The sequence below is a fragment of the Mesorhizobium sp. M0145 genome (genome assembly GCF_040322355.1).
Taxonomy (GTDB): domain Bacteria; phylum Pseudomonadota; class Alphaproteobacteria; order Rhizobiales; family Rhizobiaceae; genus Mesorhizobium.
In genome coordinates this window covers 1-25,679 of the sequence record NZ_JAMYTK010000044.1, presented here as the reverse complement: position 1 = coordinate 25,679, position 25,679 = coordinate 1, and the positions used below count along the sequence as shown (strand labels likewise).

Here is a 25,679-nt window from a genome sequence, read left to right as displayed (position 1 = left end):
ACGCGAAGGGTTGCGGGCTGCCGCGGCGGGCCTAGAAGGGAGTGCCGCCCACCCCGCGCCACCGGGAAAGGCCAACAGACAAACCCCGCCGCCCGCAAGGGCGGCGGCCGTCTCAGCCCGAAGGGCTGCCCACGCCAAGGGGCGAAGCCGAATGGCCGAGACCGCCTGAGCTTGCCGAAGAAAAGCGGGCTCGGTTCACGAGCACCTGGTGCGCGTAGTCAGGCGCGCGGGCGCCCGCCAGGACGGCAGGCTGGACAGATTTTTCGAACGGATCGCGATAAATACTTCAAATGAATGCTGCACCGAAAACATGTGCGATGCAGCATTTTCGCAAGCTTTTACCACGGACGCTCAGACCCGAGACTTCCGCCACCCAGCCTTGCGCGCGGCTTCCTCCGAACAAAACCAGCGCTCGCCTTTCAACAGGTTGATGCGCGTCTCCCAGTAATATTCCTGTCCGGGAACATGATAGATGCGCTCGCCCGTGTTGTAGCTGATATTGGCTTTGATGTTGCAGCCGACAGCGGCAGGGCCGATTTCGAAGGCAAGAAAGCCAGCCAGGATTGTTCCACCAGCAACGATCTTTGCCCACAACGGAGCGTCCTTCGAACGATGGCGCTCGCCATACCTGCGACGGTTGTACCGATTGTCTTGATAGCGATGGTTGCCCACGCCCCTTCTCCCCGAAGAGAGAATGCGACGTTTGCAGCCTGGAGTCTACAAGTCTGGTCTAATTCACCGGTCCTGTTCCGAACCATTGAATGAACGGCGCATCCTTACCGGTGATATCCTTCACCGTCTTCAACAGCGCTTCATGGGTGCGTTGGAGAGCCCGGTAATGGTTGCTGGTAGGTGATAGAAGCGGCTGGACGATGCTCTGGTGCAGCCGTTCCGCCTCCGCGAGAAAGCGCTCGATTTCAGCCTGTGAAAGCTGCTTGGAAAGTTTGGTCCTAGCCATTGCGATCTCCGTTGAGGAATCGCCCCACCTAGGATTATCATCCTATATCGGCATGGCTTGGTAAAGACCCACCCGCAGCGGAATGGCAGCTTGCCGAAGAAAAGCACGCTCGGTTCACGGCACCGGCGCGAGCCGTTAGACGCGCAGGCGCCCGTTAGCCCGCAGGCTGGACAGAATCTCGCACGGATCAGCGTCAAGCGCCGCAGTTAAGTCGAGAAACTCGATGACATCGAGACGCCGCTCTCCACCCTCGTACTTGGCCACGAAGGATTGGGGACGATCAAGCTTCTCGGCCACCTGCGCCTGAGTCAGGCCTTTGGCCTTGCGCAGGGAAACCAGCTGGGCCAGAAACCGCTGGTGGCGGGGCGAGCGAAGAGATTTGGGCATGTAGGCGAACCGGTCGGGTAAAGACCGGATCAGCGACTAATCCCGGTTTCGGATTATCCCATTTTGGGATATGCTGCGTTGCATCCAGCGCTCAACAGCCGAGGCTCGCAACAGGCATGAATCGATCAATGGGAACAGATGAGACTCGAAACTCAACTCTGTGCGACGAAGTTCCCTGGTCGGAGAACCTGACGGCCTACGATAGGCAGCATTTCACGATCTACCTGCGGATCCTGGATGCCTGCGCCGACAATGCCAGCGAAGAGGAGATGGCCGATCTCATTCTAGGCATCGACCCGGCCCTTGAACCGGTCCGCGCCCGCAAGGCTCTTCGCAGCCATATCGACCGGGCGAACTGGATGGTGACGACCGGCTACAAGGAACTGTTCGCCGGCTGACGCACAGCACGGATTGTCATGCTCTTCAAACAAGGAAGTTCAGATACCCGTCACTCATGAGCGCACGGCCGCGAGAGACGGCGCGGCGGGAGCGGTCACAACTGGTTCGCGTGCTGTTTGACTGCCATTTCCAGTGCTTGGCTCAGAGGCACAGCCTTGGAGAACAGGAAGCCTTGAGCGGTTCGGCAGCCAAGCTTGTGCAGGGTTTGCCGATCCGCCTCTGTTTCGACGCCCTCGGCCATGACCTCGATCCCGAGCATGTTACCGAGATCGATGACCGATTTGACAAGCAGTCGGTCCTCTCGGGACTTGGCCAAGCCGCGAATGAAGCCCTGGTCTATTTTGACCTTGCGTATCCGACTGTCCTTGAGCGATGCCAACGTAGAAAAGCCGGTGCCGAAGTCATCGAGCGCGATGGAAATGCCGGCATGTGAAAGCCGTCCGAGCTTTTCATCCACTCTGTCCGGGTCCACCGGGGATTCTTCGGTAATCTCGATTTCGAACATCGTTGCAGGGAGGCCTTTTGCCGCCAGACCATCCAAAACCATGTCGTCGATATCGCCGGCTTCCAGTTCGCGCGGCGAAACATTCATCGCCACACGGAAATCACGACAGTCAGCTTTCACCAAGCCGTCGATAAAAGCACAACAGTCGGCGAAGACGGTTTGCGTCAGCAGCTGAAGCATTCCGGTTTCGCGTGCAGCTGTGATGATTTCGGGTGGAGAGATGGCACCATGAGTCGGATGGGACCACCTCAGCAAGGCTTCAAAACCGACCACGGCCTCGGTGTCGAGTTTCACGATCGGCTGGAACCAAGGTTGCAAGCTTCTCGTCTTTATCGCCGAATGAAGGTCCCGTTCGACGGACTGGCGGCGTTGCAGTTCCCTGTCGAGTTCGGCATCGAACAGGCAAAATTCGTTCCTGCCACGACGCTTGGCCGTGTAAAGGGCGATATCCGCCCGCAACAACATTTCGGTCAGGCCCGGGCTTTCCGCCAGGTATATTCCTATTGATGCCCCGACCCGGACGGACGCGACCTCCCGATAGGGGCGGGCAATTTTTGCTATGATATTGGAGGCGAGATCATTGGCAGAAAGCGAAACCCTCGTTGAGGGAAAAAACAGCACGAATTCATCGCCGCCGATACGAGCGAGCGTTGAGCCTTCCGGTGCTTCCTCCTCTATGCGGCGGGCGATCCTGACAAGCAGTTCATCACCGGTCCTGTGACCGTAGGTATCGTTGACGGATTTGAACCCGTCCAGGTCAACCAGCATTGCCACGAAGGGGCCATCCGCGGTCTCGAACCGTCCGATAGCGTCTTCGAGGCCACGCCTGTTGAGAAGGGCCGTCAGGTGGTCCTGCCTGGAACTGGCCTTCATCTCCGCCGCAAGCCGCTCGGCCTCATGCCTCAGGCGGCTCGCTTCGCGGAACCGTGCTTGCCCAACAAACGAAGCTCGAACCAAGCCGCCCATGAAGAGCAGAACGGTAAAAGCCAGAATGTAGTCTTCAAAATTGCCTTTCGCCAAAAGGCAACCCACCGTGATGAGGAGCGGAGGTGTGATGAAGTTGATCGCCGCCGCGGCATACGAACTGCCGTATGTAACCGCACCAGCTGAAATGCCCGCCAGAATGACCAGATGCAGCGGTGCTTGAGGTGTCGTGTATCCAACAGTCAGGACGGCCAGGAAGGACCAGGCAAACCCTGCCAGAAGAGCAAGGATGCCAAACCAGCGAAGCCGCGGCAAAACCCCCACTAATCCGTCATGGCGCCCCGTTTCCTTTAGCTGATAACGCGCGAGTGCAAGGCGGGCGGCATTTATCGCATTGACGACCAGGAACCAGATTGCAGCTGCAAAGCCGCTGCCAGAAAGGGCGTGCACCGCCCAAATCAGGCCTGACAGGATAGCGCTTATCGGCATCGACACGAAGAGGCCGGCCCTCAGGTCGGCAAGCTGATCCTGACGGATTTTGGCCTCCAGCGTGTCTTCATTCTTCGAGGCCATGGACGGACCAGCTTGCTCCCATCGTTGTTCGCGAGGACAAGCCTACGCAGGCCCACTGAAGGACGGGTTAACTATCCAGCGGGGATAACCAGTGTGCTCACCATGTCTTCGGGGCGCACGTCTGCCTCTTGGCCTTGCCGTCTGACCATCGAGCTCTTGCCCGCACGCGTGCCTTGATCCGAATCATCCCAGGATCGGCAACGTCACCATGGAAGCAGCCCTACCAACGGCATCAACGCGCCCGGCGAGACAAAAGGAAGCCGGGCCGAGACAGCGTTCCAGAGCGGCAGCGCTGCCTGCGATTCACCGCCTGAGCATGGCCGAAATGCCATGGCGGATAAAGGGAAGATATTGGGCAAAGCGAAGCCCTGCATGTCTTGCAAGCCGTGCCGCCGGGTGCTCGCCTGAGTAGAGAGCGACAAGTGCATTCGTAGCATGATAGAGCGGTGCCGCCGACAGACGCAGCCGGCTTTCGTATCTGCCGAGCATGTCGGGATCAGCAATGTCGCGGCGCTCGCGACATGCCGCCAGGATTCTATCGGCGAGTTGCTTCTGGCCACTGAGGCCGATGTTGAAGCCATGCGCGGTCACCGGGTGCATGCCGAGGGCAGCATCGCCGATCAGTGCCGCACTCGGAGCCCAGAACTTGTGCGCCCAGGTCGTGACCAGCGGATAGGCATGGCGGGTGCTTGCCAAGGTCATCTCTCCGAAGCGTCCTCGACACCGGCTCGTCGATTCCGTGAGGAACAAATCGTCGTCGAGAGCAAGCAGTCTGTCGGCCTCGCTTGAGCGCAACGTGAGAAGCAGCGACGACACGCCTTCCATGAGCGGCAACATCGCTATCGTCTGATGGTGATCGAACCATTCGACCGCGATCTGGTGATGGGCGCGCTCGTGCCTCACCCGGCAAATCAGCATGGAGTTGCCAAGCCGATTGATGTCGGCGCCAATGCCGAGCAGGTCGCGCGTCGCGGACAAACGCGAATCCGCTGCAACGAGCAGCCGAGCGGCCAATTGCCTGCCATCAGAGAGCGTTATGACTGCTTCTTTGTGGCTGGTTTTTGCATTGACGACCGAGCGGCCGCACAGCAGCTGGGCATGATCCTGGAAGCGGACAAGCTTGAACAGGGCGTCGCGGATCCGACAATTTGGGACCAGAATTCCGAGTGGTTCCCCAGATCCGCTGGGAGAATCGAAGCTCAGGGCGAAAGGGCTCGATCCGTTGAGCACGCGCGCGCCTTGTAGCGGTGATTTGTCCGAAGCGGGGATGGCATCCCAGGCGCCGAGCTCGCGAAGGATTCCAACCGATGCGTGGGTCAGCGCGATCTCACGACCGTCGAAAGCCGGATTCGCCAGGCTTTCGAGCGACTGCCGTTCAACCACTGCCACCTTGAGTCGGCTCTGGGCAAGCGACGCGGCGAAGGAAAGTCCGACCGGCCCGGCTCCGACCACAATAACGTCGAATCTATCGACAGAGCCGGCCATCAGCGTGCCGCCATTGCGTCGGCTATCTGCGACGAAGGGCACTGGAACGCATCGCAATCGATCCACGGTTTGCGGCTCATCTCCCCAAGCGTCTCCACGCGACCTAACCGTCCGTTAGACATCCGTTCTCCGTTCAAAAATGCTCAATGAAACCATGCCGATGAAGAGATAACCCTGATGTGGATCAACCAGGCTCGATAAACGCGGCAACGGCGGGTTCACGGTCGACTGGTCGATCGCCACACCATGGTCTGGTCAGGTCATCATGGAATGGCGGGCTTCCCCTTCGGTGCGGCCCTTTCAAGGCGGTAACAGGGGTTCGATTCCCCTTTGGCGTACCAGCAAAATCAAGCACTTAGCTGCATTTCCCGCAAACTCGTCTAATATCCGTCTAATATCTGCCCTGTGGAAAACGGTGGATTGACATGGAGATTGATGGAATCAGATAGGCGAACGTCCAAATTGGCTCCTATATGAATGCTTGGGGGGCCAGATGCATTGTGAGGTTGAATTTCTGCCGGTCGGCTCCGGCTCCAAGGCCGGTGACGCCATTGTAGTGCGTTACGGCGACGCTGCCGATTATCATTTGATGTTGGTCGACGGTGGCCATGCCGAAACCGGAGACAACATCGTCGCGCACCTCAAGAAGCAGTTTGGGCCATTTCCTGTTCTGGAGCATGTGGTGTTGACGCATTCCGATGCGGACCATGCTTCGGGGCTGCGCACGGTTTTGAGCGAGATTCCTGTGCGAAATCTCTGGATGCATATCCCTTGGCTCCTCGCCGAGGAGTCCCGTCACCTTTTTTCGGATAAACGATGGACTGCCGAGGGGTTGAAGGCCGCTGTAAAGGCCGAATACGGGACGATCAGCGAAATCTACGACTTAGCTTTGGAAGCTGGCTCCAATATTTTCTTTCCATTCCAAGGCACGGACATCGGCCCTTTCCGCGTATGCTCGCCCAGCCGCGTTGCGTACAGTTATCTTTTGCCGCAATTCGAAAAGACGCCCGATCCGGACCAGGCCGCGATTGAGGCGGCACAGATGTGGCTAGGCAAGGAGTCACTCGCGCGCAAGATCTTGGAAGCAGCAAAGGCCGCGCTGCATGGTTGGACGCCGGAGAGTTGGGACAACGAGCGTTTGCAAGACGGGGGAATCACCAGCGCCAGCAATGAATCGAGCGTGGTACTGTATGGCTCTTTTGAGAACGACGCCCGTGTGCTTCTCACGGGGGACACAGGGGTAAATGGATTGCGATGGGCGGCCATTTATGCGGAGAGCGTGGGCCTTCCACTTCAAAGGTTTAGTTTTGTGCAAATCCCCCATCACGGCAGTCGACGCAACGTCGGCCCTACGATTCTTACGCGTCTTTTAGGAGAAATTCAGGCGGAGGTTTCTGCATCACGTTTCAGTGCCTTTGTTTCTGCACCTAAGGACGACGAAAAACATCCCCGCCGGATCGTGTTAAACGCATTTAAGCGCCGTGGCGGCCATATCATTGCAACTCAAGGCGTCGGCAAGGTTCATTGGGGAGGTTTCCCGGCACGTGCTGGATATGACGTTGCGGAAAGTCTGCCTTTCTACACAGAGGTCGAGGAATATACGTGAGCACAGATGGACCGCCGCGCTCGTTGAAAGATCAGACCCGCTGGCAGCTTTGGCTTACGATTGCCGCGAATTTTGCTTTGTTTTATGGGGTGGCACAGTCTGACGCTCTAGCGGTTTCCGGCATCAAGGGCCTGCTGGTGGGGGTCGCGAACCTTCTTCCCGTCGGGCTAGCTCTCATTGTTACATCAATCGCAAACGGCCTTCTGAACGCCGCGGCGAAAGCCCGCTTGGTGTTTCTTCGATGGCACTTTGCATTGCCGGGACATCGAGCCTTTAGTAGGCACGGGCCGACAGATCCCCGCATCGATATGTCTCGACTGAAAGACTCTTTGGGAGATACTTTCCCCCGAACACCGGGTGACGAAAATCGCCTGTGGTATCGGTTTTACAAAGATGTCGAGTCAGAGACCGCAATCCTTCATGCTCACAGGGAGTTTCTGTTTACTCGCGACTACGCCGCTGTTTCGTTCCTGTTTCTTTTCGGCTTTGGGACCGCAGCGGTTTTCATGGTGCAGTCCCTGAGGGTGTCGCTTATCTATTGCGCTGTTCTGCTGCTACAGTTCTTGGTTGTTCGCCACTCGGCGGCAACCTATGGCGTCCGATTGGTAACAACGGTGCTGGCGCGCCACGCAGCGAAGACGGTTTGAATTTCCGGATAGTAGTAGGCCCTCTTACCTCACCCCGTCCGCAAAATTCGACGCTGGTATAGAGTTCGGACTCGCCGGAGGCGGTGGCTACGCCAAATCCCTCCGTGTTGCTGGTGGTCGCGCACCAATGCTCGATGCGGTAGGCCTTTCCGGCGACAATTGTCCCCCATCCGACCGAATCGGTTTGTTGGTGAGGGCTGGTATCGGCCACGGCGCTTGAGCCCGAAGCGACGACGACACCGTCAGTGACATTGAAAAGCCTGGTGATATGGCGAACGACGCCCCATGCAGGCGCGCGCCACCGCACCCGCAATTTACGGACGGCGTGAACTCGTTGCCGGCCAAAGTGATGATGCCAGCGGGGTCATAGGCCTTTGTGTTCAAGGCTCGTGTTCGGAATACTTCTTTAACAAAGCTGCCGCCAGCGACACCCGAAAGCTTCCTGTCTTCAAGCACCGCATCTGCGGCGCCGCCACCGGCGGCTATGGCCGCATCCTTCAAGTCGGTGGCGCGCCAGGTCCGTTGCACCGCTTCGATGCCGGCTCGCGCCAGCGCTTGCGTGCCGTCCGCCTTGGTCGCCTTCCCGCCGAGTAGGGCCATGATTGTTGTGGCGAAGTTCGGGTCGTCGCCGAGCGCGGCGGCAAGCTCGTTCAGCGTGTCCAATGTACCGGGCGCCGCCGCGACCAGGGCTGCAATCGCGGCGTTGACTTCGGCCTTGGAGAAGACGTCGAGCGTTGTCCGCGCGGCGCCGGCAGAATTGTTGGTAAGCAGCGTGCGCATGAACGCCGCCACCTGAAAGGAAAGCCGGGCGTCATCAATGGTTCCGACGATGCTGTCAGCGTTCACGATGGACGGCGAAAACGACAGTACCGCCGCTGCCACAAAGGCCGTGGTGGCAAGCCGCGCGCTGTTGTCGCCGGGGTCTTGCGTTGGTGCCGAGGGTTCGCCGGTGAAAGCCGGGCTCGCGAGGGTTGCCCGCAACGCCAGCGCGGTGAACGCCGCAGCGACATCGGTATCGATGGCGCCGAAGGCCGCCGTGATCTTGTCAAAGGACGTTTTCAGGTCCGTCTTGATGGGCAGTTCGTAGCCGCGATTTGGAGTCAGTGCCATTGATCTATGCTCTCCTATTTCGAAGAGCACCATGCGTCGGAAACCTGGCCCATCGCTGGGCGAATGTGGGCCGTGAACCTAGCTGGCTTTCATCGTCGCGCAGGATCATCGTCGCGCGTTTTGATGCGCTCTTTGGAGGTCACGAATTTTTCAATGGTCTCGGCGCGGTAGAGAATCCGGCCCTGTTTCTTGACGTAGCCGGGGCCGGTTCCGAGGACCCGCCAGCGGGCGAGCGTGGCTTTGCTGACGCGCAGAACACCGGCGACGTCATCGGCGGTTAGAAGCACCTCGCCGGTGGCTGCGAATGCCACGGCGCGAGCCTCGTTGCTTTCGCCGATAGACAAGGCCAGCGCCTCGGTTTTCTCTTCGACGCTGGCGATAGCCTTCTCGCATATCGCCAACGCCCGGCGTGCTCCGGTCACGGCGATGCGAAGATCGCGGATGGGGTCAACGCCGGACATTTCTAAGCCCCGCTGGCTCAAGCTGCTTCTAAGAGAAAGCCGCAATCCCAGGTCGAGACGCAATCAAGCGGGCTGGCGCCCGTGACGCCGGACAGAATGCAGCCGTATCGGTCATAGGCGCCTATACCCTCGGCCATGAACCATGCGGAACGCCCCGCCGCGTCGGTGTGGGCGCCGTCGCTTTCGTCTCGGAACGGACGGAGCGGCCCGACACAAATGCCGTTTCTGGCCCGATAGGTTCCGCCGGTGCTAAAGCCGGTCAAGACCAAGATCTTGTCGAACCAATCGGCGTCGTAAGGGGGCCTGGCTGCGGCCAAGATCAACTTGCTGAATTCGGGCAATTCTATATTTTGGGTGACAGCCATATCGAAGCGTCCTCTTCGGTTGTGGTTAGAGCCGGCGAGTGTTTCCATCACTCGCCGGCTCACTCACACTTCGACAAATCCATTCGCAAATCAAGTACAAAACGCGTTGTCCACGTTTTATCGGGTGATGGCGGAAGATATCTTCCCATGTTGTTTGCGATATGCAAACGATACTAATTTTTAGTTCGCGATATACAAACGGAGGTCTAGAATCCCCGAATGCTAAGGAGTCAGTGCAGGCGCGTGCTCGCGACACTCTCTATGCGCGGCTCGTCGCCCGATAGATGAATTGTGCCGGACAGCCAGAGCCTACCGGAGGCGTGCGGGTCCGCCGTGCGTATGATCTTATCTCGGGCAACGGGGGAAACCGCATCCGTCGCAGCCAAGCCGTTCTTGACGACGACGCCGACGTGAGAGGCATTCAAGGATTGAAGCCGCCGTGCGTGCTTGCTGACGCCCGCATTCAGGGCAGCTTTGAAGTCGTTGTTAACGCGGAGCACGGTTGCTCGGGCGAAATTGGCAGGCAAACGGCCGCGCCAATCCTGCAGGTCGGCTTCCGTCAAGCAATGCAATTCTTTGTGAGCAATAGCGGCGTCGGACAGAATGTGCGTTAGCATACGATTGCCGGCATCAAGGCGAGCGCCGCGAGCGCGCTCAACCTTCTCGCGTTCTAGTATGTAAGCCTCGGTGACACTGCGGACGGTTACAGGGTCGCCAGCGGCCTTTGAGACGGCCTCGATACGTTTTGCCTCGACCAGTCTTCTGCGGCGCGACGCGGTAGCCCAGGTGCACGGTCGGGTCGATTGATCGCCAATGAGTTCCGGAGGCCAATTTCGCACGCGCGGCCTTAGTCGTGACCGGCGACTCTTCAAGCGTTCTTAGCATCACTTCCCCCGCGACTCGTCTAATATTCGCCTAATATCGCCCCGCGTAGACCTGTGGAGGCCAATGGAGAGATGCCCGCTAACTTATTGAATAATATGGAAACGTATGGAAAAATAGCAATGCGCGAAGCGGCACAAACGCAGCACTTTCCTGGCCGAAAGTTCGGCAACGTATTCTGGCTGATCCGTTCGCACCCGTCGCGCGCCGAAATCGGCATGAGGCGAAGCAACCGGGGAAAATATTCGAGCGAGTCCTCGCAGGGCAGGCTGGGTCAAGTGCGTGGCTCGTCGCGGTCGATCAGGATCCGCTCGGCGGCGCCATCGAGATCTTCATATTGGCCGCTCCTCAAGGCCCACAGGAACCCGGCCAGCCCAAGCGCCCCGAGGAACAGGGCCACAGGTACGAGGTAGGCGAGCGTCGTCATCAGGATTGTGCCAGTGCGCCAATGTCGGAGCGCCTGTCATGTCGGGCATCTTGCACCGATGCATTTGACACGAAACCTTGCAGGCGTAGCGCATTGCCGATGACCAGGAGGGACGAGGCGGACATCGCGACCGCCGCGATCAGGGGCGTAACGTGCCCCAGAATGGCGACCGGCACGGCGATGCCATTGTAAACGATCGCGATGGCGATGTTCTGCCGGATCAGCCGTCCAGCCTTCCGCGAAATGTCTAAAGCAAGTGGGACCGCCAGAAGACTTTTACGCAGGAACACGAAATCCGCGGCGTTGCGCCCGATATCCGCCGCCGTGGCCGGAGCGATCGAAACGTGTGCGGCGCCCAATGCAGGCGTGTCGTTGAGCCCATCGCCGACCATCAGAACCTTGTGGCCAGTTCGGGTCAATGCTTCGATCTGTTCGACCTTTCCGGAGGGAAGCAACGCGGGAACGAAGCGCTCGACGCCCAGTGCTTCCGCGACCTCGCCGCAGGCAGCTTCTGTGTCGCCCGACAGCATCTCCACCGACACGCCGGCGCCGTTCAGTTGCTCGATAGCCGCCTTGGCATCGGCACGTAGCTCATCCTCGAAATCGAAAGTCGCGACAATGACCCCATCCTTCGTCAGAACGGTTGCGCCATAGCCTTGTTTGCCTTCGCCGCCGGTCCGGGCTTTCCACTCAGCCCATCCGCGGCGACCCAGCCGCCAGGTAGTGCCCTCGGCGATGGCTTCGATGCCGAAGCCCGGATGCTCGCTGACGGACGCGAGTTTCGCCTGGCCGGCAAAGGCTGCGTTGCCAGCGATTGCCTTCGAAAAGGGATGGCGGGAATGCGCTGCCATCTCGGCCGCCATGGCGAGCATCGTCGGATCGATGGACGGCGGATTGATCAGCCTAGCCAGTCCGAGCGTAAGCGTGCCGGTTTTGTCGAACAATGCCGTGTCGATCCCGGCCAGGCGCTCCATGGCGGAGCCGTCCCTGACCATGACGCCGCTTTCAAACAGCCGCCGCGCAGCGACCACCTGCACGATCGGCACGGCGAGACCGAGCGCGCACGGGCATGTGATGATCAAAACGGCGATCGCGATTGTTATTGCCCGGTGCCAGTCGCCGGTCGCCGCCATCCAGCCGAGGAACGTCACAAAGGCGGTGAGGTGGACCACCGGGGCGTAGAACGCGGAGACGCGATCGGCGATCCTGCGATGGCGGGCGCGGCCGCCCTCTGCCGCTTCCATCAGCCGAACCATTTCGGCCAGGAAGGAATCCTTCGCGGCGGCCGTCGCCTCGATGGTCAGCGGACCGGTGAGATTGAGTGTACCGGCCTGGACCTGCGCCCCCGGGCCCACCGTTCTGGGCGTGCTTTCCCCGGAAACCAGGGAACAGTCGAGATCCGATGCCCCGCCAATGATCCTGCCGTCGATGGGCACCCTCTCGCCAGCCGCAATCAAGAGCTCCATTCCTGGTTCGATCTCGCCAACCGGCAAGTAGTCGCGCGAACCATCCTCGCGCAGCACCATGGCGCCGCGCGCCGCCAGCCGAGCCAGTCCGTTCACGGCCGTCCGCGCCCGTTCCCGCATCACGTGATCCAGCGTGCGGCCGATCAGCAGAAAGAACAGCAGCGACACCGACGCGTCGAAATAAGCATGGTCGCCATGGTTGATCGTCTCGTAGAGGCTCATGGCGTAAGCGAGCGATACCCCGACCGCGATCGGCACGTCCATGTTCATGCGGCTGTGGCGCAGCGCATTCCAGGCCGAGCGAAAATAGATGCCGCCGGCGAAAGCGAGCGCAGGAATGGCAATCAAGGCCGAGACCCAATGGAACAGGTCGCGGGTCGCGCCTTGCGCGCCGGACCAGACGGAGACTGATAGCAGCATGATGTTGCCCGCCGCAAAGCCGGCGACCGCGACGGCGCGGATCAGTTCCGAGAGCGTCCTGTCCTTCCCGTCAGCCTCGGGATCGAACAGGTGCGCGCCATAGCCCAGCCGTCCAAGTGTGGCGACGAATGGCGGAACCTCGTCGCCGCGCCACCGGACCGAAACACGTTTCGTTGAAAGATTGACACGAGCGCCTTCGACGCGATCCAGCTTCCCGATCGCCGTCTCGATCGTCTGGATGCAGGCGGCACAATGCACAGCCGGCACCGAAAGGTCGGTCTGGCGAAGATTTTCGCCAATCGAGCGGCTCGCCAGTCTCATTTCCTGGCCAGAAGGCAGGACCAGTGTGACCTTTTCCAGGTCCAATGCCATTTCGGCGCCTGGCGCGCAGCAGCTCATTGCAGCGCCCCGTGGGAAATCATGATCCGGCGAACGTCGCGATAGGGTTCCGCAAGGCTCGCATCGGCGTCGATTTCGACGATCCAGACGCCATCCGTGGGCATGTGGTGCGCGGCGAATATCTGACCGGAGGCAGCGGCAAGAGTGACGGATTTGTCCTCGGCCTCGTAGGCGGGATGACGAAACAGCACCTTGACGCCATGCAAGGCAACCGGCTTGCCGACAGCATCGGTGAGGCTGTAGCGGACCTCACCGCCTGCGATGGTCAGTTTGCCAGTCCAGCCGAGGGCTGCCTGAGCTCGCCCCTCCTCGGCCTTCTTGTTGAACTGCTGGCTCGCCACATAGGTGTTTTCGACGACAAGGCCGGTCCAGCTCGTGTTGGCGAGCGTCGCCATCGTCAGATTGACCGCTATGACCACGCCGAAGAAGCCAAGGATGGTGAACAGCATATGCCTGCCGGTGAATTCGCGGGATTGTCGCGAGGTGTCGCTCATCTGGCGATCTCCGGTGCGTTGAAAGTGGCCGTGTATTCGTCCGACTCGAACGTTGCCTTGTTTTCGACCCGGAACTTGAAGCTTTGCGCTGCACCCCGAACCTGATCTGCCGGCTGACGCACGAAAACCTTGAGCATCTTGAGCCGGTCGGGTTCGACCGGGATGGCGAAGGAGCGATCCGCCGCCAGGTCGATACCGACAACGCTCATTTCGGCTCCATGCAGGCCCTGCATCGTGACAATGATCGTTCTTGGTTCGGGGATCATGTTGAGCAGCTTGACGGTGTAGCCGTTGCGGATCGAACCGTCGGACAGCGTCACGAACTGCGGGTTGCGATCGTGCAGGACATTCAATTCGAGCCGTTCGCGGGTCAGCAGCGAATAGAGCAGCGCGAGACCGACCGCCGACCAGGCGCCCATGTAGATGAAGGTGCGCGGGCGAAAGATCTTGCGGATATGGAAACGGGCCACCTTGTCGGAGAACAGGCCGTCAGCGCTCCTGACCGGTGACGGGTTGACTGAACCGGAGCCGCCCGGGGTCGCCAGCCTCATATTGGCGTTGTAGTCGGCCAGCGTCGCATAGGAAATCAGTCCGCGCTCCCTGCCGAGCTTGTCCATGATACCGTCACAGGTATCGATGCAGAGCGCGCAGGTGATGCATTCAAGCTGCTGGCCATCACGAATGTCGATCCCCATCGGGCACACCGCGACACAGGCATTGCAGTCGACGCAATCGCCGACGGGCTGCCCGGCGGCAAGGACCCTCTTGGCGTGACGCGAGCGCGGTTCGCCGCGCCAGTCATTATAGGTGACGGTGAGGGAATTCTCGTCGAGCATGGCCGCCTGGATGCGCGGCCATGGGCACATGTAGGTGCAGACCTGCTCGCGCATCAGCCCGCCGAACGTATAGGTCGTCGCCGTCAGCACGGGCACGGTGATGTAGGCGACGGGGGCCGCGGTGCCGGTGAAGAGTTCCCCAAGCAGCGTCGGCGCATCGGCGAAATAGAAGATCCAGGCGCCGCCGGTCAGCACCCCTATGACCAGCCAAATGGCGTGTTTCGATGTTCGCAGCACGAGTTTGCGCGCAGTCCAGGGCCCGGCATCGAGCTTCATGCGCGCGTTGCGGTCGCCCTCGATGGCTCGCTCGACGACCAGAAACAGATCGACCCACACGGTCTGGGGGCACGTATAGCCGCACCAGGCCCGGCCGACGGTGGATGTGATCAGGAAAAGGCCGATACCGGCCATGACCAGCAGGCCGGCCACATAATAGAATTCCTGCGGCCAGATCTCGATGAAGAAGAAATAGAAGCGGCGGTTGGCAAGATCGACCAGCACGGCCTGGTCCGGGGCAAATGGCCCGCGATCCCACCGCAGCCAGGGGGTCAGGTAGTAGATCCCCAGCGTGATTGCCATCACCGACCACTTGAAGCGGCGGAAACTGCCAGAGGCCCGGTTCGGGAAGATCTTCTTGCGTGAGGCATAGAGTGGCTGACGGGTCTTGGCGGAGTTGACCGCATCGGCTTCGAGCCGTTCTATTTGCGTGTTATCGAGCACGAGAAGCTCCAGTCACCAGCGACGATTTCGCCGGAAGCCCGACCCATCGGTTTCTGGATGATGCCGAGGCCCGGCTCGCGCCGGGCCTCGTCGCTTGGCGGTGGGGGGAGGACGAGAATAGGCTGCGTACCTATTCTCCGCCACCAAGCGAATGGACATAGACCGCGAGTTCCTTGGCCTTGATCTCGCCGAGACGCCCGATCCAGGCCGGCATGACGCCGTGCTTCGGCGCGCGGACCTGCGCGGCGATGGCTGTTTCGCCAGACCCGTATAGCCAGATCGCGTCGGTCAGGTCGGGTGCGCCGAGCTCCCTGTTGCCCTTTGCATTCTCACCATGACAGGCCGCACAATTCTCGGCGAAAACATTGGCGCCGAGTTCGATCAGGCTTGTGTCCTGAACAGGATCGGAGAGGCTTGCGACATAGGCGCCGACCTGCTTGATCTGATCCGTCGTGATGATGTCGCCAAAAGCAGGCATTTCCGACAGGCGCGTATCCGGGTCTAATGCGAAGCGGATGCCGTGCGCAATCGTCTGCTGGATCTGTTCGGCGTTGCCACCCCACAGCCAATCGTCGTCGTTTAGGTTGGGAAAACCCTTGGACCCTTGAGCGCCCGAGCCATGGCACTGCACGCAATTGACCTTGAACGCGGCGCCACCTGCGGCGACGGCGAATTCGCGTAGGGTATCGTCGGCAGTAATCTCGGAGACGGTCTTCGCCTGAATGGCAGCGACAAATTTACCCTTGGCCACTTCGGCCGCGGCCAGTTCATTCTTGACGTCTCTGCGGCTCGAATACCCCAGCACACCCCTGGTCGCGGAAGTCAGCATCGGCCATGCCGGATAGACGACGGTGTAGCCGATCGCCCAGGCAATGGTGATGTAGAAGGTGATGACCCACCAGCGGGGAAGCGGGTTGTTGAGTTCCTTGATGCCGTCCCACTCATGGCCGGTCGTCGAGATACCCGAAACCTCGTCGATATGCTCGCTGCCCATGATCAGTCGTCCTTGAGAGGAATGTGAGCGGCTCTCTCGGCTTGCCTGCGGCTGCCGGGACGAAGTGCAAAGGCAACGCATCCGAGGAAGAAAAGCGCCATGGCAAGCAGGCCCCAGCTGTCGGCAAACTCCCGCATGAAATTGTAGGTCATCGCCATTCTCCTCAGCGGTAACCGGCGGCTTCGTCATAGGTCCTGAAATCGACCAGCGTGCCGAGCATCTGCAAATAGGCGACCAGCGCATCCATTTCGGTGACCTGCTGCGGATCGCCGTCGAAGTCCCCAACCTTGGCTTTCGGATAGCGTCTCTCCAGGCCCGATGTGTCGGCATTCGCATCGGCCTGCGCCATGAGATCGGCATTGGCATGAGCGATCATGTCGTCTGAATAGGGCACACCGACACGGCTGTTGGCGATCAGATGCGTCGAGAAATCCTTCACCTCGATCGGCATGTCCTTCAGGAACGCGTAGCTCGGCATGATCGATTCCGGCACCACCGAACGCGGCTCGGTGAGATGCTGGACGTGCCATCCGTTCGAGTAGCGGTCGCCGACCCGGGCGAGATCCGGCCCGGTGCGCTTCGAGCCCCACTGGAACGGGTGGTCGTACATCGACTCGGCCGCCAGGCTATAGTGGCCGTAGCGCTCGACCTCGTCGCGGAACGGCCTTATCATCTGGCTGTGGCAGAGGTAACAGCCCTCACGCACATAGATGTTGCGCCCGGCGAGCTCGAGCGGCGAATAGGGCCGCATGCCTTCCACCTTCTCGATGGTGTTGTCGAGATAGAAGAGCGGCGCGATCTCGACGATACCGCCGATTGTTACGACCAGCAGGGACCCGAGGAGAAGAAGTGTGGCGTTCTTCTCGATGACCGCGTGTCTGTCCATCAGGCCCATTTTCTGGCTCCTGATCGCACAGGCTGGAGGGCGGGGATGGAGCGCGGCATCGGATCCTCCTCGCGCTGGTAGCCGAGGATGGTCATGGCGATGTTCCAGGCCATGATGAGGGCGCCCGACAGATACATCGCGCCGCCGATGGCACGCATGATGTAGTAGGGATGCATGGCGGCGACGGTTTCGGCGAAGGAGTAGACCAGGAAGCCCTGCTCGTTGTATTCGCGCCACATCAGGCCCTGCATGACGCCGGAGACCCACATCACCGCGGCGTAAACGACGATCCCAAGCGTCGCCAGCCAGAAGTGCCAGTTGACGAGCCGCAGCGAATAAAGCCGGTCGCGATTCCATAACTTCGGGACCATGAAATAAATCGCGCCGAACGAGATCATGCCAACCCATCCGAGCGCGCCCGAATGGACGTGACCGATGGTCCAGTCGGTGTAGTGCGAGAGCGAATTGACGGCCTTGATTGACATCATCGGGCCTTCGAAGGTCGACATCCCGTAGAAGGCGATGGCCATCACCATCATACGGATAATCGGATCGGTGCGTAGCTTGTCCCAGGCGCCCGACAGCGTCATCAGGCCGTTGATCATGCCGCCCCATGACGGCATCCACAGCATGATCGAAAACACCATGCCGAGCGTCTGCGCCCAATCGGGCAGGGCGGTGTAGTGCAGGTGATGCGGACCGGCCCAGATGTAGAGGAAGATGATCGCCCAGAAGTGGATGATCGACAGACGGTAGGAATAGACCGGCCTGTTCGCTTGCTTGGGCACGAAATAATACATCATGCCGAGGAAGCCGGCGGTCAGGAAGAAGCCGACGGCATTGTGGCCGTACCACCATTGCGTCAACGCGTCCTGGACGCCGGAAAAGGCGGAGTAACTCTTGGAGCCGAGGAAAGAAGCCGGCATCGACAGGTTGTTGATCACATGCAGCATCGCGATGGTGACGATGAAGGAGAGGTAAAACCAGTTGGCGACGTAGATGTGCGGCTCCTTGCGCTTCAGGATCGTGCCGAGGAACAGGATGAGATAGGCGACCCAGACGATGGTCAGCCAGATGTCCACATACCATTCGGGCTCGGCGTATTCGCGGCTCTCGGTGATGCCGAGCAGGTAGCCGGTCGCGGCCATGACGATGAAGAGCTGGTAGCCCCAAAACACGAACCAGCCGAGATCGCCGCCGAACAGCCGGGCGCGGCAGGTGCGCTGGACGACATACAGGGACGTGCAGAGCAGCGCATTGCCGCCGAAGGCGAAGACGACGCCCGACGTATGTAATGGCCGTAAACGGCCGAAATTGAACCAGGGCTGGATGTTGAGGTCGGGATAGGCAAGCTGCAGCGCAATGACGACGCCGACCAGCATACCAACGACACCCCAGAACATGGTGGCGATGGCGCCATAGCGGATTGGCCCATCCATGTAGGCGGATGGGTCGATCGGAACTGCCGGCTTGAACTCCGTGTTGCGCAACAGAATCGCAGTGAAGCCAGCCACGGCGAAGAACAAAACCCACATATGCCGGCGAAAAGGTTCATCTACGCCGAAGCCGGCAGCCACCAGGGCCGCAAACGCAAACAGGCTTAGAAGGACGATCTCTGTGCCGAATTTCATCGCAAGCCCCGATTTCCAATTCCGGCGGGCGCCAACCGCAGTGCCTTATTGCGCAGCCGTGGCCTGCTCGCCCTGATCCATGTCAGAGCCGCACGATTTTGCTTCGAGCAGCATCGAGTTCGGTGCGATCAGACTGTGGCGATCGAATGTGGAAGCGCAGCACCGGCCGCCACGCTTACGGACAGGCCCCGCGTCCCCGGTCGGGCCGGGTATGGAGGCGATCGCGGGCGTGTGGGGAAGCGCGCCTTCTGTGACGCTGGAAAGTAGGCCGATGCCTTGCCGAACGTCGATCGTTTCAATGCCTTGGGACATCCAGCGCCAGCGTTGCGCTGCCTTCGTGACATTCATGGTTCGGGGAGACGGCGATTTTCCCCTGCGTATGAGGCGTATTGACTTCGGCCGAGTGCAATCCTGCCTGGAACAGCCGGTTGCACGTCGAGCACCTCGAGGATGGATGCTTCGCCGACGAGTTGGCCGAAACACACCTGGCTCAGGCGATCGGATGGAGAGCGGGCTGTCGCTATGCGGCTTCTTCTAAGCCCAACGCGAGCATGCCCTGCCCCGAACGAAATAAGTGACGTAGGCCATGCAGTTTCGGTGTCATTCAAACGGCGGTTGCGCCTCGGCCGCCGCAGCGCCGTTCCAGCCGGCTCATGCTGTCCACGGTGACACGGCGGTTGTTCTCGATCCGAATCACGCCGTCCATTCTCAGGCTGGTCAGCTGACGGCTCACGGTCTCGTTTGTAATTCCAAGGAAATCAGAGATGTCGGCACGCGTCATCGGCAGCTCGAAGCACGCCGACCTAGCCGCCGGGTCAACACTGGAATCGATGTTCCGGGCGATCATGAGGAGAAAGCTCGCCACCTTCTCCGGTGCGGTCTTGCGCCCCAGAGTCACCATCCATTCGCGTGCCTCGTCGAGTTCGTTCAGCGCCTGCTTGAACAGGCGATGCACAAATTCCGGTGATTCCTTCATCAACCGTTCGATGGCCGCTCTCGGAAACGAGCATAGCGAGACAGCTGTTGCCGCTTCCGCATTGATCGCGCTTTTCATCTTGAAGGGCCGTCCCAGAAAATCCGGCGCGAACTGGAGACCGACGATCTGCTGGCGGCCGTCCGAAAGGCTCTTCGTCAGCTTCACCACGCCTGAAAGCACGTTTGAATAACAGTCGACCGCCTCGGCGTCGCCGATCAGTTCGACCCCCGGCTCGATATTGTGCCGCGACGACGTCTTGGCGAGCTGAGCCAAATGGTCTGGTTCGAGCGCACCACAGACACCGCGGTGCCGTGCCTCGCAAGACAGGCAAAGAACGGGAATGCCGGAACTGTGAGTGTCCTGCCGTAATGTCATTCGATCGCTCTACCGGTCCAGTGCGGGCAGGATAGCAATCGACGGTAGAAAAATCCTTGCGGCAGTTTGTCCGTGCTGAACGCTGATCGAAATCAGGGCTTAGGCTCATCCAAGCATCCACAGTTCCGGCGACGCAAACACGGTGGACCACGACATGCGACTGGAGCTAGCTGCCAGACTTGGCGAGAACGTCCCGCGCTATACCAGTTATCCGACCGCGCCGCATTTCCATGCGGGGGTCGATGCCGTCGTTTACCGAGGCTGGTTGGAGGCGCTCGAAGGTGGTGACGAGATATCGCTTTACCTGCATATTCCCTATTGCGACAGGCTCTGCTGGTTCTGCGCGTGCCATACCAAACAGACGCGCCACTACGAACCAGTGACCACATATCTCCGTTCACTGCATGCCGAGATCGCCACCGTCTCCAGTCTTGTCACCGGCAAGGGCCGAGTTCGCGCGGTTCATTTCGGCGGCGGTTCGCCGACGATGCTCAAACCGGAAGATATCGTGGCGCTGGGAACCGTCCTGCGCAACAGCTTCACGTTTCTCCCCGGTGCAAAGATCAGCGTTGAGATCGAACCCAACGATATGGACGATGTCCGCCTCGATGCACTTGCCGAAATCGGCATGACAAGGGCGAGCCTCGGCGTCCAGGATTTCGACCCGAAGGTGCAGAAAGCGATCAACCGCGAGCAGACCTTTCTGCAGACCAAGACGGTTGTTGATGGCGTTCGTTCGCGCGGCGTCGAATCCGTCAATCTCGATCTGCTCTACGGCCTGCCGCATCAGACCAGGGAGAGCGTCGCCTCCACGGTTGCACAGGCACTGACCCTGGAACCGGATCGGATCGCGCTTTTTGGCTACGCCCATGTGCCGTGGTTCAAGAAACATCAGACGATGATCGACAAGGCCTGGTTGCCGGGTCCGGCGGAGCGGTTTGCCCAATCGCAACTTGCGGCGCGGGCGATCGTGGACCAGGGATACGAAGCAATCGGCCTCGACCATTTCGCCAAACCGGGCGATGCCCTCGCGCTTGCCGCCCGCGCCGGAACACTGCACCGGAACTTTCAGGGCTATACCGAGGACTGCTACGAGACATTGATCGGCCTCGGCCCATCGTCCATCAGCCAGTTTCGCCAGGGCTATGCACAGAATATGCCTTCGACCGCCGAGTATGGACGCATGGTTGCTCATGGCGGGCTGGCCGCTGTTCGGGGTATCGCGCTTTCCGACGACGACCGTGTTCGCGGCTGGATCATCGAGCGATTGATGTGTGACTTCGCCTTCTCGGCGATTGAGCTGGTGGAGCGCTTTGGCGAAGCCGGCCAAAGACTTCTCCTCAAGGCGAGTTTCACGGCTCTTCATGGTCCTGCGCGGCTGCTTGAACTTGATGGTGACCGCTTCGTCGTGCCTGCGGAAAGCCGGCCCTTTGTCAGGAGCATCGCGGCAAAGTTCGACAAATATTTCGAAAGTGGAACGGCCAGGCACTCAGCGGCAGTCTGAGCACCGCAGAGGAACGGTCATGGTTCTCAGTCGATCGTGAACCGATTGCGCTACATTTTTCACTGTTGATCGGCGACCGTCGTGTCGAGACAGGATTCGGAGCGGACCAGACGCGTCTTGGTATAGCGACGATATCGTCCGGTCGTGCCTTCCGGCGCCGTATTCCATTTCGCAGTCCCTGAAGCGCCACGTCGAGTCCGGCCTCTTTTCTGTATCGGAAGCAGTCGACAATCGTCCTGGCCAGATCATGGTTGTCGGCCGACAGCTCCCTTCGGCCTTGCAACAAGAATCCGCAAGGACCCTGCCAGCTGCAGCAGGCGCCGCCGCATGGCACCACCACACTATCCACCCGTGGCTCGCGCTAACCTTTGATTGGTTCGCGCCAAGCCGACGCCCGTCGAAACCGAGCCTCGGCAACATTCCGAGTCGTAAGCGGCTGGCCACGCTCCTGGTGCCGGTGGCAGAAAGTCCGCAAGCACCCCGGCAGCGCCGTCAAGCGTGGGACAACCCGTCCACCCGAATATCCGCCGGCGCAGTTTCAGTGAAAAGCGGGCCCAGGCTAGACGGCTCTCTTGTTACCCCAGAGCATAACGTGCAGCTGCGGCAGCACACGGGCTTCGAACCACCTGTCGCGGGTCACGCTATCAACCAGCCACTCCATGCGCTTCAATATTCCGTCAAGGTCGACAGGCGCGTCTTCATTTGCGGGGCGTGGCGGCGTGTGATTGCCGGGTTGCAGATAGATCGGAAGTCGCGGAAATCTCGCAGCGGCGTCTTTCGCGTAGGCGTAGTCCCTTTCGTCGAAAACAATGAGCTTGAGCACGACTTGCGGCCTGCCTTGTGCCGCCTGGAGGCACGCCTCGAAAGCGGCCCAATCGGTCGTCATTTGGCTTGACGGCGGCTTTGGGCTGAGGACTAGCACGTCGAGGTCGGCAAACCAGTCCCTGGCCACCGAACCTTGGGTTTCCAGCGCAAAACGGTAACCTTCACCATGGCCTCGCTCGATGAGCGCGCGGAGGGGCTGGATGGCCGGATTGCCGCCTGACAGCGACACCATCAGCGGGCGGCCACCGGAAAGCGCAAGCACGTTTTGCCACACCGCGCCAATGGACATCATCTCCCATTCATGGCGGAATTGATTGTCCACCGCATGCAGGCTGTCGCACCAGGAACAGCGATAGTCACACCCGCCGGTTCTGACGAAGACCGTCGGCAAACCGATGAGCACGCCCTCGCCCTGGATCGTCGGCCCGAAAATCTCACTCACGCGGATTGCGGGATGCGTATCGGTCATGGCCGGTATTCCGCCCAGGTTTTCGGCGTTTCGCTCACCCGCACGGCCGAGGTTTCGCGCAGGCGTGCCTTGCACCATTCATAAAAATGTCTGGCCAGATATTCCGCCGTGACTTGCTCATGTCCCAACACGTCGTTGAGATGTCGGTGGTCGAAGCTCTCGTCGATGTAGCGTTTGAATGGCGCCAAATCGTGATAGTCGCGCACGAAGCCGTTGTCGTTCAGTCCATTCGCTGAAAGCTCCACTTCAACGATGTAGTTATGCCCGTGCAGGCGCGCGCATTGGTGATCGGGTGGCAACGAGGTGAGCTGATGCGAGGCTGAGAAGTGGAATTCCTTGGTGATGCGGAACATTACGCGGTCCTCCTTCGCAGCGCATCGAGCCAGAAGTCGGAGTCCTCGTAGTCGGTGGGGTCCGGCTGCCCAGAGAGATGAAACGCCTCGCGCCGCTCGACGCAGGTCCCGCACCTCCCGCAGTGACGCTCGGCGCCCTTGTAGCAGGACCAGGTCTGCGCAAACGGGGTGCCGTATGCTGCTCCATTCCTAACAATGTCCGCCTTCGTGAGATTCACATAGGGTGCATAAATGCGAATCTCCGCGTAGCCGTCGAGCGCGTGGTCCTGCATCATCTGGAAAGCGTCGATGAAGGCCGGACGGCAGTCGGGATAAATGAAATGATCCCCACCATGCACGGCCGTCGCCACCGCCTCAGCGCCGTGCGCTGCGGCGAAGCCGAAGGCAATGGCCAACATGATGGCGTTCCGGTTCGGCACCACCGTGACCTTCATCGTGTCTTCGGCGTAGTGCCCGTCGGGCACGTCCACATTATCGGTCAGCGCGGAGCCGGAAAGGCCGCCGCCGATCTCGTGGATGTCGATGATGCGGTGCGGGACGCTCAGTCGCTCCGCGCAAAGGGCGGCGAAGCCCAATTCCTTCCTATGCCGTTGGCCGTAATCGAAAGATAGGAGGCCGGCGAGTTCGTGCTCCGCTGCCACCTTGTGAGCAAGGGTAACGGAGTCCAATCCGCCGGAGCAGACGACGAGAGTCTTCATTTTTGGGTCCTTGTTTTAACCGGGTAGGCTGCGACCGGAGATTTCTCTGCGCTCCCAGTACTTCAGGAAATCCATTTTGTGAAGTGAAGGGGGGACGAGTTTCATGCGCTGACGTGCAGCTGTGTGCAAGGCGCCCTCGCGGTGAGCCTGCAAGGAACACTGACTAGCGAAACATCACGCTTCAGCGGAATGCTCAAAGGCGAGCGCACCAGAATAAGCTCTGCAGGAGGTCCGGACCTTCGTAAACAAAGTTCTCGACGATCAAGCGCCCGGCGGTCCCGAGCTTCGAGGGACGCCACCGCGAGGGTTTCAGGTACTAGACGGCCCAAGGATGGGCTTGCCGCAAACAACGGACTTACCAGTGGGATGTTCAGCGACGCCGATGCAGATGTCTGGAATGATCACGACATCAATTGTCGCGGCAACTTTGGCTGGCCTGCTCCTCGGGTTCCGTAGATCCAGCGCATTCCGCTTCAGGATCGGTTCGAACCGGAGCACTCCCTCGGTCAATGGACGTCCGGCAACAACCTGAATGATCGGTCGTGAGCCGACATCTGTGAACAAGCGGTGTGGTCGATTGCTATCACCCATGTGTTGCGTGCAGGTACCTTATGGCAGTGGATGAACTGGATTTGATGGTTTTACAGCTGGCGGTCGAAAGCGTCCGCTCGCTCTCCTTAAGCTTCGCTGAAAAGGCCGCCGAGGTAGCCACCAGGAGCCGCGGCATCCTGCTTTTCGACGTGCGGGTCGACGGTGATGCGGGGGTCCAGCGGGTCGCAGCCATCCGATATCAGGGCGACCAGATCGGCGTGCTGGCGTTGGACAGACAGGGCCTTGTTACCCACCATTGCATCGTCAACGGTACGTTCTCACATTTCATTGCGCCCTTGGAGAACTGGCACAGCATGCCCCTGTCGATGCAGGCCAAGACCGATGCCAACGGCCATGCCAGTCTCTTCCTAGGGGCCTTGCGAAATGCCGGACATTTGCTGGGCAGCTAGCATTTGGCCAGAATGCATCTGTGAATTTTTGCATGCGCATCGCTGCCGACAGCGCCGGCATGATTGTCGTGCTCGAAAACGGCTGCGGCGATCGCGGCAAAGCGGTCGCCGCGATGATGGCGATCTACGCGTGGGCGTTGCATCGATGCGCGATCGTTTAGACAGAGGTCTCCGCCTGGCATCGAGCAACATGCTCGGAGGTACGCAAAGCGCAAATGCATCAAGTATTTGAAGGGACGAGCCCCTCGCGCAAATGGAGCTTGCGCTGCCGTTGTCGTCCCATCGTGCCGCCGAACTCGGGGGCGTGACGATCGACCACGATGGCCTGTTTTTTTGCAAAGCCGAATGTCCCGATTCCGAAGCCAAGGAAAAAACTCCGACCACAGCGAAGAATAGTAACAACACGGGCGACGCAAGCCGCCTTGCCCTCTAGCAGGGGAGGTGCTTGCGGTGCTCTCACCGACACAAGATCGCAAATGGCACGTGGGTGAGCACCAGAACTGGCGACACGCATGGTGATCGGCTTGACTCGCTGGAGGAAGCACAAGGCCTCAGTGGGCGGAGGCGCCAGCGACGGTCGAATACTGGCTGGCTGCTCGGGATCTGATCGTTGAAATGACGTAGGATTTGGTTGCTTAAGCCGATCCGAACCATTTCCCGGAGACCACACCCACCATGAACGATCTTGCGCTGCCGCTGAGCGGTTTGTCATCAGTCGGCGGCAAGTCCGTCGTCGCCCGTTTCGACGGCGGCATGCTGTCGTCCAACAGCGGCGTTCTGGCCTTGGCCGAGGTGGAAAAGCGGTTGCGGGTGGCCGAGCGTCTGGCGCGTTGCATCGACGATCCGCGCTGCCCGGACCAGGTCGTCCACAGCCTGGCGGACATGATCGGCTTTCGCATGAAG

General features: G+C 60.1%; 30 protein-coding genes. 8 read left to right on the top strand and 22 right to left on the bottom strand.

Annotation, left to right across the window (positions count from 1 at the left end; translation table 11 throughout):
- Window positions 1-351: 351 nt before the first annotated feature.
- The 3 genes from NKJ28_RS31890 to NKJ28_RS31880 form a co-directional block, all read right to left on the bottom strand.
- Window positions 352-672: a sunset domain-containing protein gene (locus NKJ28_RS31890; RefSeq protein WP_352638455.1), complete on the bottom strand. Its 321-nt coding sequence runs from the start codon at window positions 670-672 to the stop codon at window positions 352-354.
- 58 nt (window positions 673-730) lie between these two features.
- The gene (locus NKJ28_RS31885; protein WP_352453620.1) at window positions 731-958 is read right to left on the bottom strand and encodes a hypothetical protein; all 228 of its coding nucleotides are present in this window, start codon (window positions 956-958) and stop codon (window positions 731-733) included.
- A gap of 135 nt (window positions 959-1,093) precedes the next feature.
- On the bottom strand, window positions 1,094-1,345 hold the full coding sequence (locus tag NKJ28_RS31880) for a helix-turn-helix domain-containing protein (RefSeq protein ID WP_023722035.1): 252 nt from the start codon (window positions 1,343-1,345) through the stop codon (window positions 1,094-1,096).
- A 128-nt stretch (window positions 1,346-1,473) separates the two neighbouring features.
- Between NKJ28_RS31880 and NKJ28_RS31875 the strand changes: the two genes are divergently transcribed.
- Window positions 1,474-1,743 (top strand): DNA -binding domain-containing protein, encoded by a 270-nt coding sequence (locus NKJ28_RS31875; RefSeq protein WP_352453619.1) that lies wholly within the window; start codon window positions 1,474-1,476, stop codon window positions 1,741-1,743.
- Between the two features lie 95 nt (window positions 1,744-1,838).
- Here the strand turns inward: NKJ28_RS31875 and NKJ28_RS31870 are convergent, their stop codons facing one another.
- Both NKJ28_RS31870 and ubiM read right to left on the bottom strand, forming a co-directional pair.
- Window positions 1,839-3,746 carry a putative bifunctional diguanylate cyclase/phosphodiesterase gene (locus NKJ28_RS31870; protein ID WP_352638453.1) on the bottom strand — a complete coding sequence of 636 codons (1,908 nt, stop codon included), beginning with the start codon at window positions 3,744-3,746 and terminating at the stop codon, window positions 1,839-1,841.
- Between the two features lie 303 nt (window positions 3,747-4,049).
- On the bottom strand, window positions 4,050-5,231 hold the full coding sequence (gene ubiM / locus NKJ28_RS31865) for a 5-demethoxyubiquinol-8 5-hydroxylase UbiM (protein WP_352638456.1): 1,182 nt from the start codon (window positions 5,229-5,231) through the stop codon (window positions 4,050-4,052).
- Window positions 5,232-5,724: 493 nt separating this feature from the next.
- Here ubiM and NKJ28_RS31860 point away from each other — a divergent pair, with 493 nt between their 5' ends.
- Window positions 5,725-6,837 carry a ComEC/Rec2 family competence protein gene (locus NKJ28_RS31860; protein WP_352638452.1) on the top strand — a complete coding sequence of 371 codons (1,113 nt, stop codon included), beginning with the start codon at window positions 5,725-5,727 and terminating at the stop codon, window positions 6,835-6,837.
- Window positions 6,834-7,484, top strand: coding sequence for a hypothetical protein (locus NKJ28_RS31855; protein WP_352638450.1), 651 nt, complete (start codon window positions 6,834-6,836; stop codon window positions 7,482-7,484). Before NKJ28_RS31860 ends, NKJ28_RS31855 begins: the two co-directional genes overlap by 4 nt.
- Window positions 7,485-7,571: 87 nt before the next feature.
- On the opposite strand, the gene NKJ28_RS31850 is transcribed toward NKJ28_RS31855, so the two are convergent.
- The 14 genes from NKJ28_RS31850 to NKJ28_RS31785 all read right to left on the bottom strand — a co-directional run bounded on the left by NKJ28_RS31850 (window position 7,572) and on the right by NKJ28_RS31785 (window position 19,926).
- The gene (locus NKJ28_RS31850) at window positions 7,572-8,594 is read right to left on the bottom strand and encodes a hypothetical protein (RefSeq protein ID WP_352638449.1); all 1,023 of its coding nucleotides are present in this window, start codon (window positions 8,592-8,594) and stop codon (window positions 7,572-7,574) included.
- An 89-nt stretch (window positions 8,595-8,683) separates the two neighbouring features.
- Complete coding sequence (locus NKJ28_RS31845; protein ID WP_352638448.1) at window positions 8,684-9,055, bottom strand: helix-turn-helix domain-containing protein; 372 nt, start codon at window positions 9,053-9,055, stop codon at window positions 8,684-8,686.
- A gap of 17 nt (window positions 9,056-9,072) precedes the next feature.
- A complete protein-coding gene (locus tag NKJ28_RS31840; protein WP_352638446.1) occupies window positions 9,073-9,468 on the bottom strand; it encodes a hypothetical protein in 396 nt (131 codons plus the stop codon).
- Between the two features lie 182 nt (window positions 9,469-9,650).
- Window positions 9,651-10,037 (bottom strand): hypothetical protein, encoded by a 387-nt coding sequence (locus NKJ28_RS31835; RefSeq protein ID WP_352638445.1) that lies wholly within the window; start codon window positions 10,035-10,037, stop codon window positions 9,651-9,653.
- Between the two features lie 539 nt (window positions 10,038-10,576).
- A complete protein-coding gene (gene ccoS / locus NKJ28_RS31830; RefSeq protein WP_352595335.1) occupies window positions 10,577-10,729 on the bottom strand; it encodes a cbb3-type cytochrome oxidase assembly protein CcoS in 153 nt (50 codons plus the stop codon).
- The gene (locus NKJ28_RS31825) at window positions 10,729-13,014 is read right to left on the bottom strand and encodes a cation-translocating P-type ATPase (protein WP_352638444.1); all 2,286 of its coding nucleotides are present in this window, start codon (window positions 13,012-13,014) and stop codon (window positions 10,729-10,731) included. The genes ccoS and NKJ28_RS31825 overlap by 1 nt, the downstream gene beginning before the upstream one ends.
- Window positions 13,011-13,508 carry a FixH family protein gene (locus NKJ28_RS31820; protein WP_352517892.1) on the bottom strand — a complete coding sequence of 166 codons (498 nt, stop codon included), beginning with the start codon at window positions 13,506-13,508 and terminating at the stop codon, window positions 13,011-13,013. Before NKJ28_RS31820 ends, NKJ28_RS31825 begins: the two co-directional genes overlap by 4 nt.
- Window positions 13,505-15,064: a cytochrome c oxidase accessory protein CcoG gene (ccoG, locus tag NKJ28_RS31815; protein ID WP_352638442.1), complete on the bottom strand. Its 1,560-nt coding sequence runs from the start codon at window positions 15,062-15,064 to the stop codon at window positions 13,505-13,507. The genes NKJ28_RS31820 and ccoG overlap by 4 nt, the downstream gene beginning before the upstream one ends.
- Before the next feature lie 130 nt (window positions 15,065-15,194).
- The gene (gene ccoP / locus NKJ28_RS31810; RefSeq protein ID WP_352638441.1) at window positions 15,195-16,058 is read right to left on the bottom strand and encodes a cytochrome-c oxidase, cbb3-type subunit III; all 864 of its coding nucleotides are present in this window, start codon (window positions 16,056-16,058) and stop codon (window positions 15,195-15,197) included.
- 2 nt (window positions 16,059-16,060) lie between these two features.
- A complete protein-coding gene (locus NKJ28_RS31805; RefSeq protein ID WP_023679629.1) occupies window positions 16,061-16,210 on the bottom strand; it encodes a cbb3-type cytochrome c oxidase subunit 3 in 150 nt (49 codons plus the stop codon).
- 11 nt (window positions 16,211-16,221) lie between these two features.
- Window positions 16,222-16,953 carry a cytochrome-c oxidase, cbb3-type subunit II gene (gene ccoO / locus NKJ28_RS31800; RefSeq protein ID WP_352493086.1) on the bottom strand — a complete coding sequence of 244 codons (732 nt, stop codon included), beginning with the start codon at window positions 16,951-16,953 and terminating at the stop codon, window positions 16,222-16,224.
- Complete coding sequence (gene ccoN, locus NKJ28_RS31795) at window positions 16,944-18,575, bottom strand: cytochrome-c oxidase, cbb3-type subunit I (protein ID WP_352638440.1); 1,632 nt, start codon at window positions 18,573-18,575, stop codon at window positions 16,944-16,946. The genes ccoO and ccoN overlap by 10 nt, the downstream gene beginning before the upstream one ends.
- 45 nt (window positions 18,576-18,620) lie before the next feature.
- Entirely contained in the window at window positions 18,621-18,923 is a 303-nt protein-coding gene (locus NKJ28_RS31790) for a hypothetical protein (RefSeq protein ID WP_352496241.1), read from the bottom strand.
- A gap of 256 nt (window positions 18,924-19,179) precedes the next feature.
- A complete protein-coding gene (locus tag NKJ28_RS31785) occupies window positions 19,180-19,926 on the bottom strand; it encodes a Crp/Fnr family transcriptional regulator (RefSeq protein ID WP_352516160.1) in 747 nt (248 codons plus the stop codon).
- A 154-nt stretch (window positions 19,927-20,080) separates the two neighbouring features.
- On the opposite strand from NKJ28_RS31785, the gene hemN reads away from it, so the two are divergent.
- Window positions 20,081-21,430: an oxygen-independent coproporphyrinogen III oxidase gene (gene hemN, locus NKJ28_RS31780; RefSeq protein ID WP_352638439.1), complete on the top strand. Its 1,350-nt coding sequence runs from the start codon at window positions 20,081-20,083 to the stop codon at window positions 21,428-21,430.
- 559 nt (window positions 21,431-21,989) lie between these two features.
- Here hemN and queE read toward each other — a convergent pair.
- Genes queE through queC form a run of 3 tightly spaced genes read right to left on the bottom strand, consistent with a single transcriptional unit; the run spans window position 21,990 to window position 23,775 of the window.
- Entirely contained in the window at window positions 21,990-22,724 is a 735-nt protein-coding gene (gene queE / locus NKJ28_RS31775) for a 7-carboxy-7-deazaguanine synthase QueE (RefSeq protein ID WP_352638437.1), read from the bottom strand.
- Entirely contained in the window at window positions 22,721-23,077 is a 357-nt protein-coding gene (queD, locus tag NKJ28_RS31770) for a 6-carboxytetrahydropterin synthase QueD (RefSeq protein WP_023722053.1), read from the bottom strand. The genes queE and queD overlap by 4 nt, the downstream gene beginning before the upstream one ends.
- A complete protein-coding gene (gene queC, locus NKJ28_RS31765; protein WP_031194962.1) occupies window positions 23,077-23,775 on the bottom strand; it encodes a 7-cyano-7-deazaguanine synthase QueC in 699 nt (232 codons plus the stop codon). Before queC ends, queD begins: the two co-directional genes overlap by 1 nt.
- Before the next feature lie 611 nt (window positions 23,776-24,386).
- Between queC and NKJ28_RS31760 the strand changes: the two genes are divergently transcribed.
- The 4 genes from NKJ28_RS31760 to NKJ28_RS31745 form a co-directional block, all read left to right on the top strand.
- A complete protein-coding gene (locus NKJ28_RS31760; protein ID WP_352638436.1) occupies window positions 24,387-24,776 on the top strand; it encodes a hypothetical protein in 390 nt (129 codons plus the stop codon).
- A 32-nt stretch (window positions 24,777-24,808) separates the two neighbouring features.
- Window positions 24,809-24,937, top strand: coding sequence for a hypothetical protein (locus tag NKJ28_RS31755; RefSeq protein WP_352638435.1), 129 nt, complete (start codon window positions 24,809-24,811; stop codon window positions 24,935-24,937).
- 92 nt (window positions 24,938-25,029) lie between these two features.
- Window positions 25,030-25,209, top strand: a complete 180-nt coding sequence (locus NKJ28_RS31750; RefSeq protein ID WP_352496237.1) for a hypothetical protein — start codon at window positions 25,030-25,032, stop codon at window positions 25,207-25,209.
- Window positions 25,210-25,451: 242 nt separating this feature from the next.
- On the top strand, window positions 25,452-25,679 hold a 228-nt coding region (locus tag NKJ28_RS31745; RefSeq protein ID WP_352638434.1), incomplete at its 3' end, for a transposase.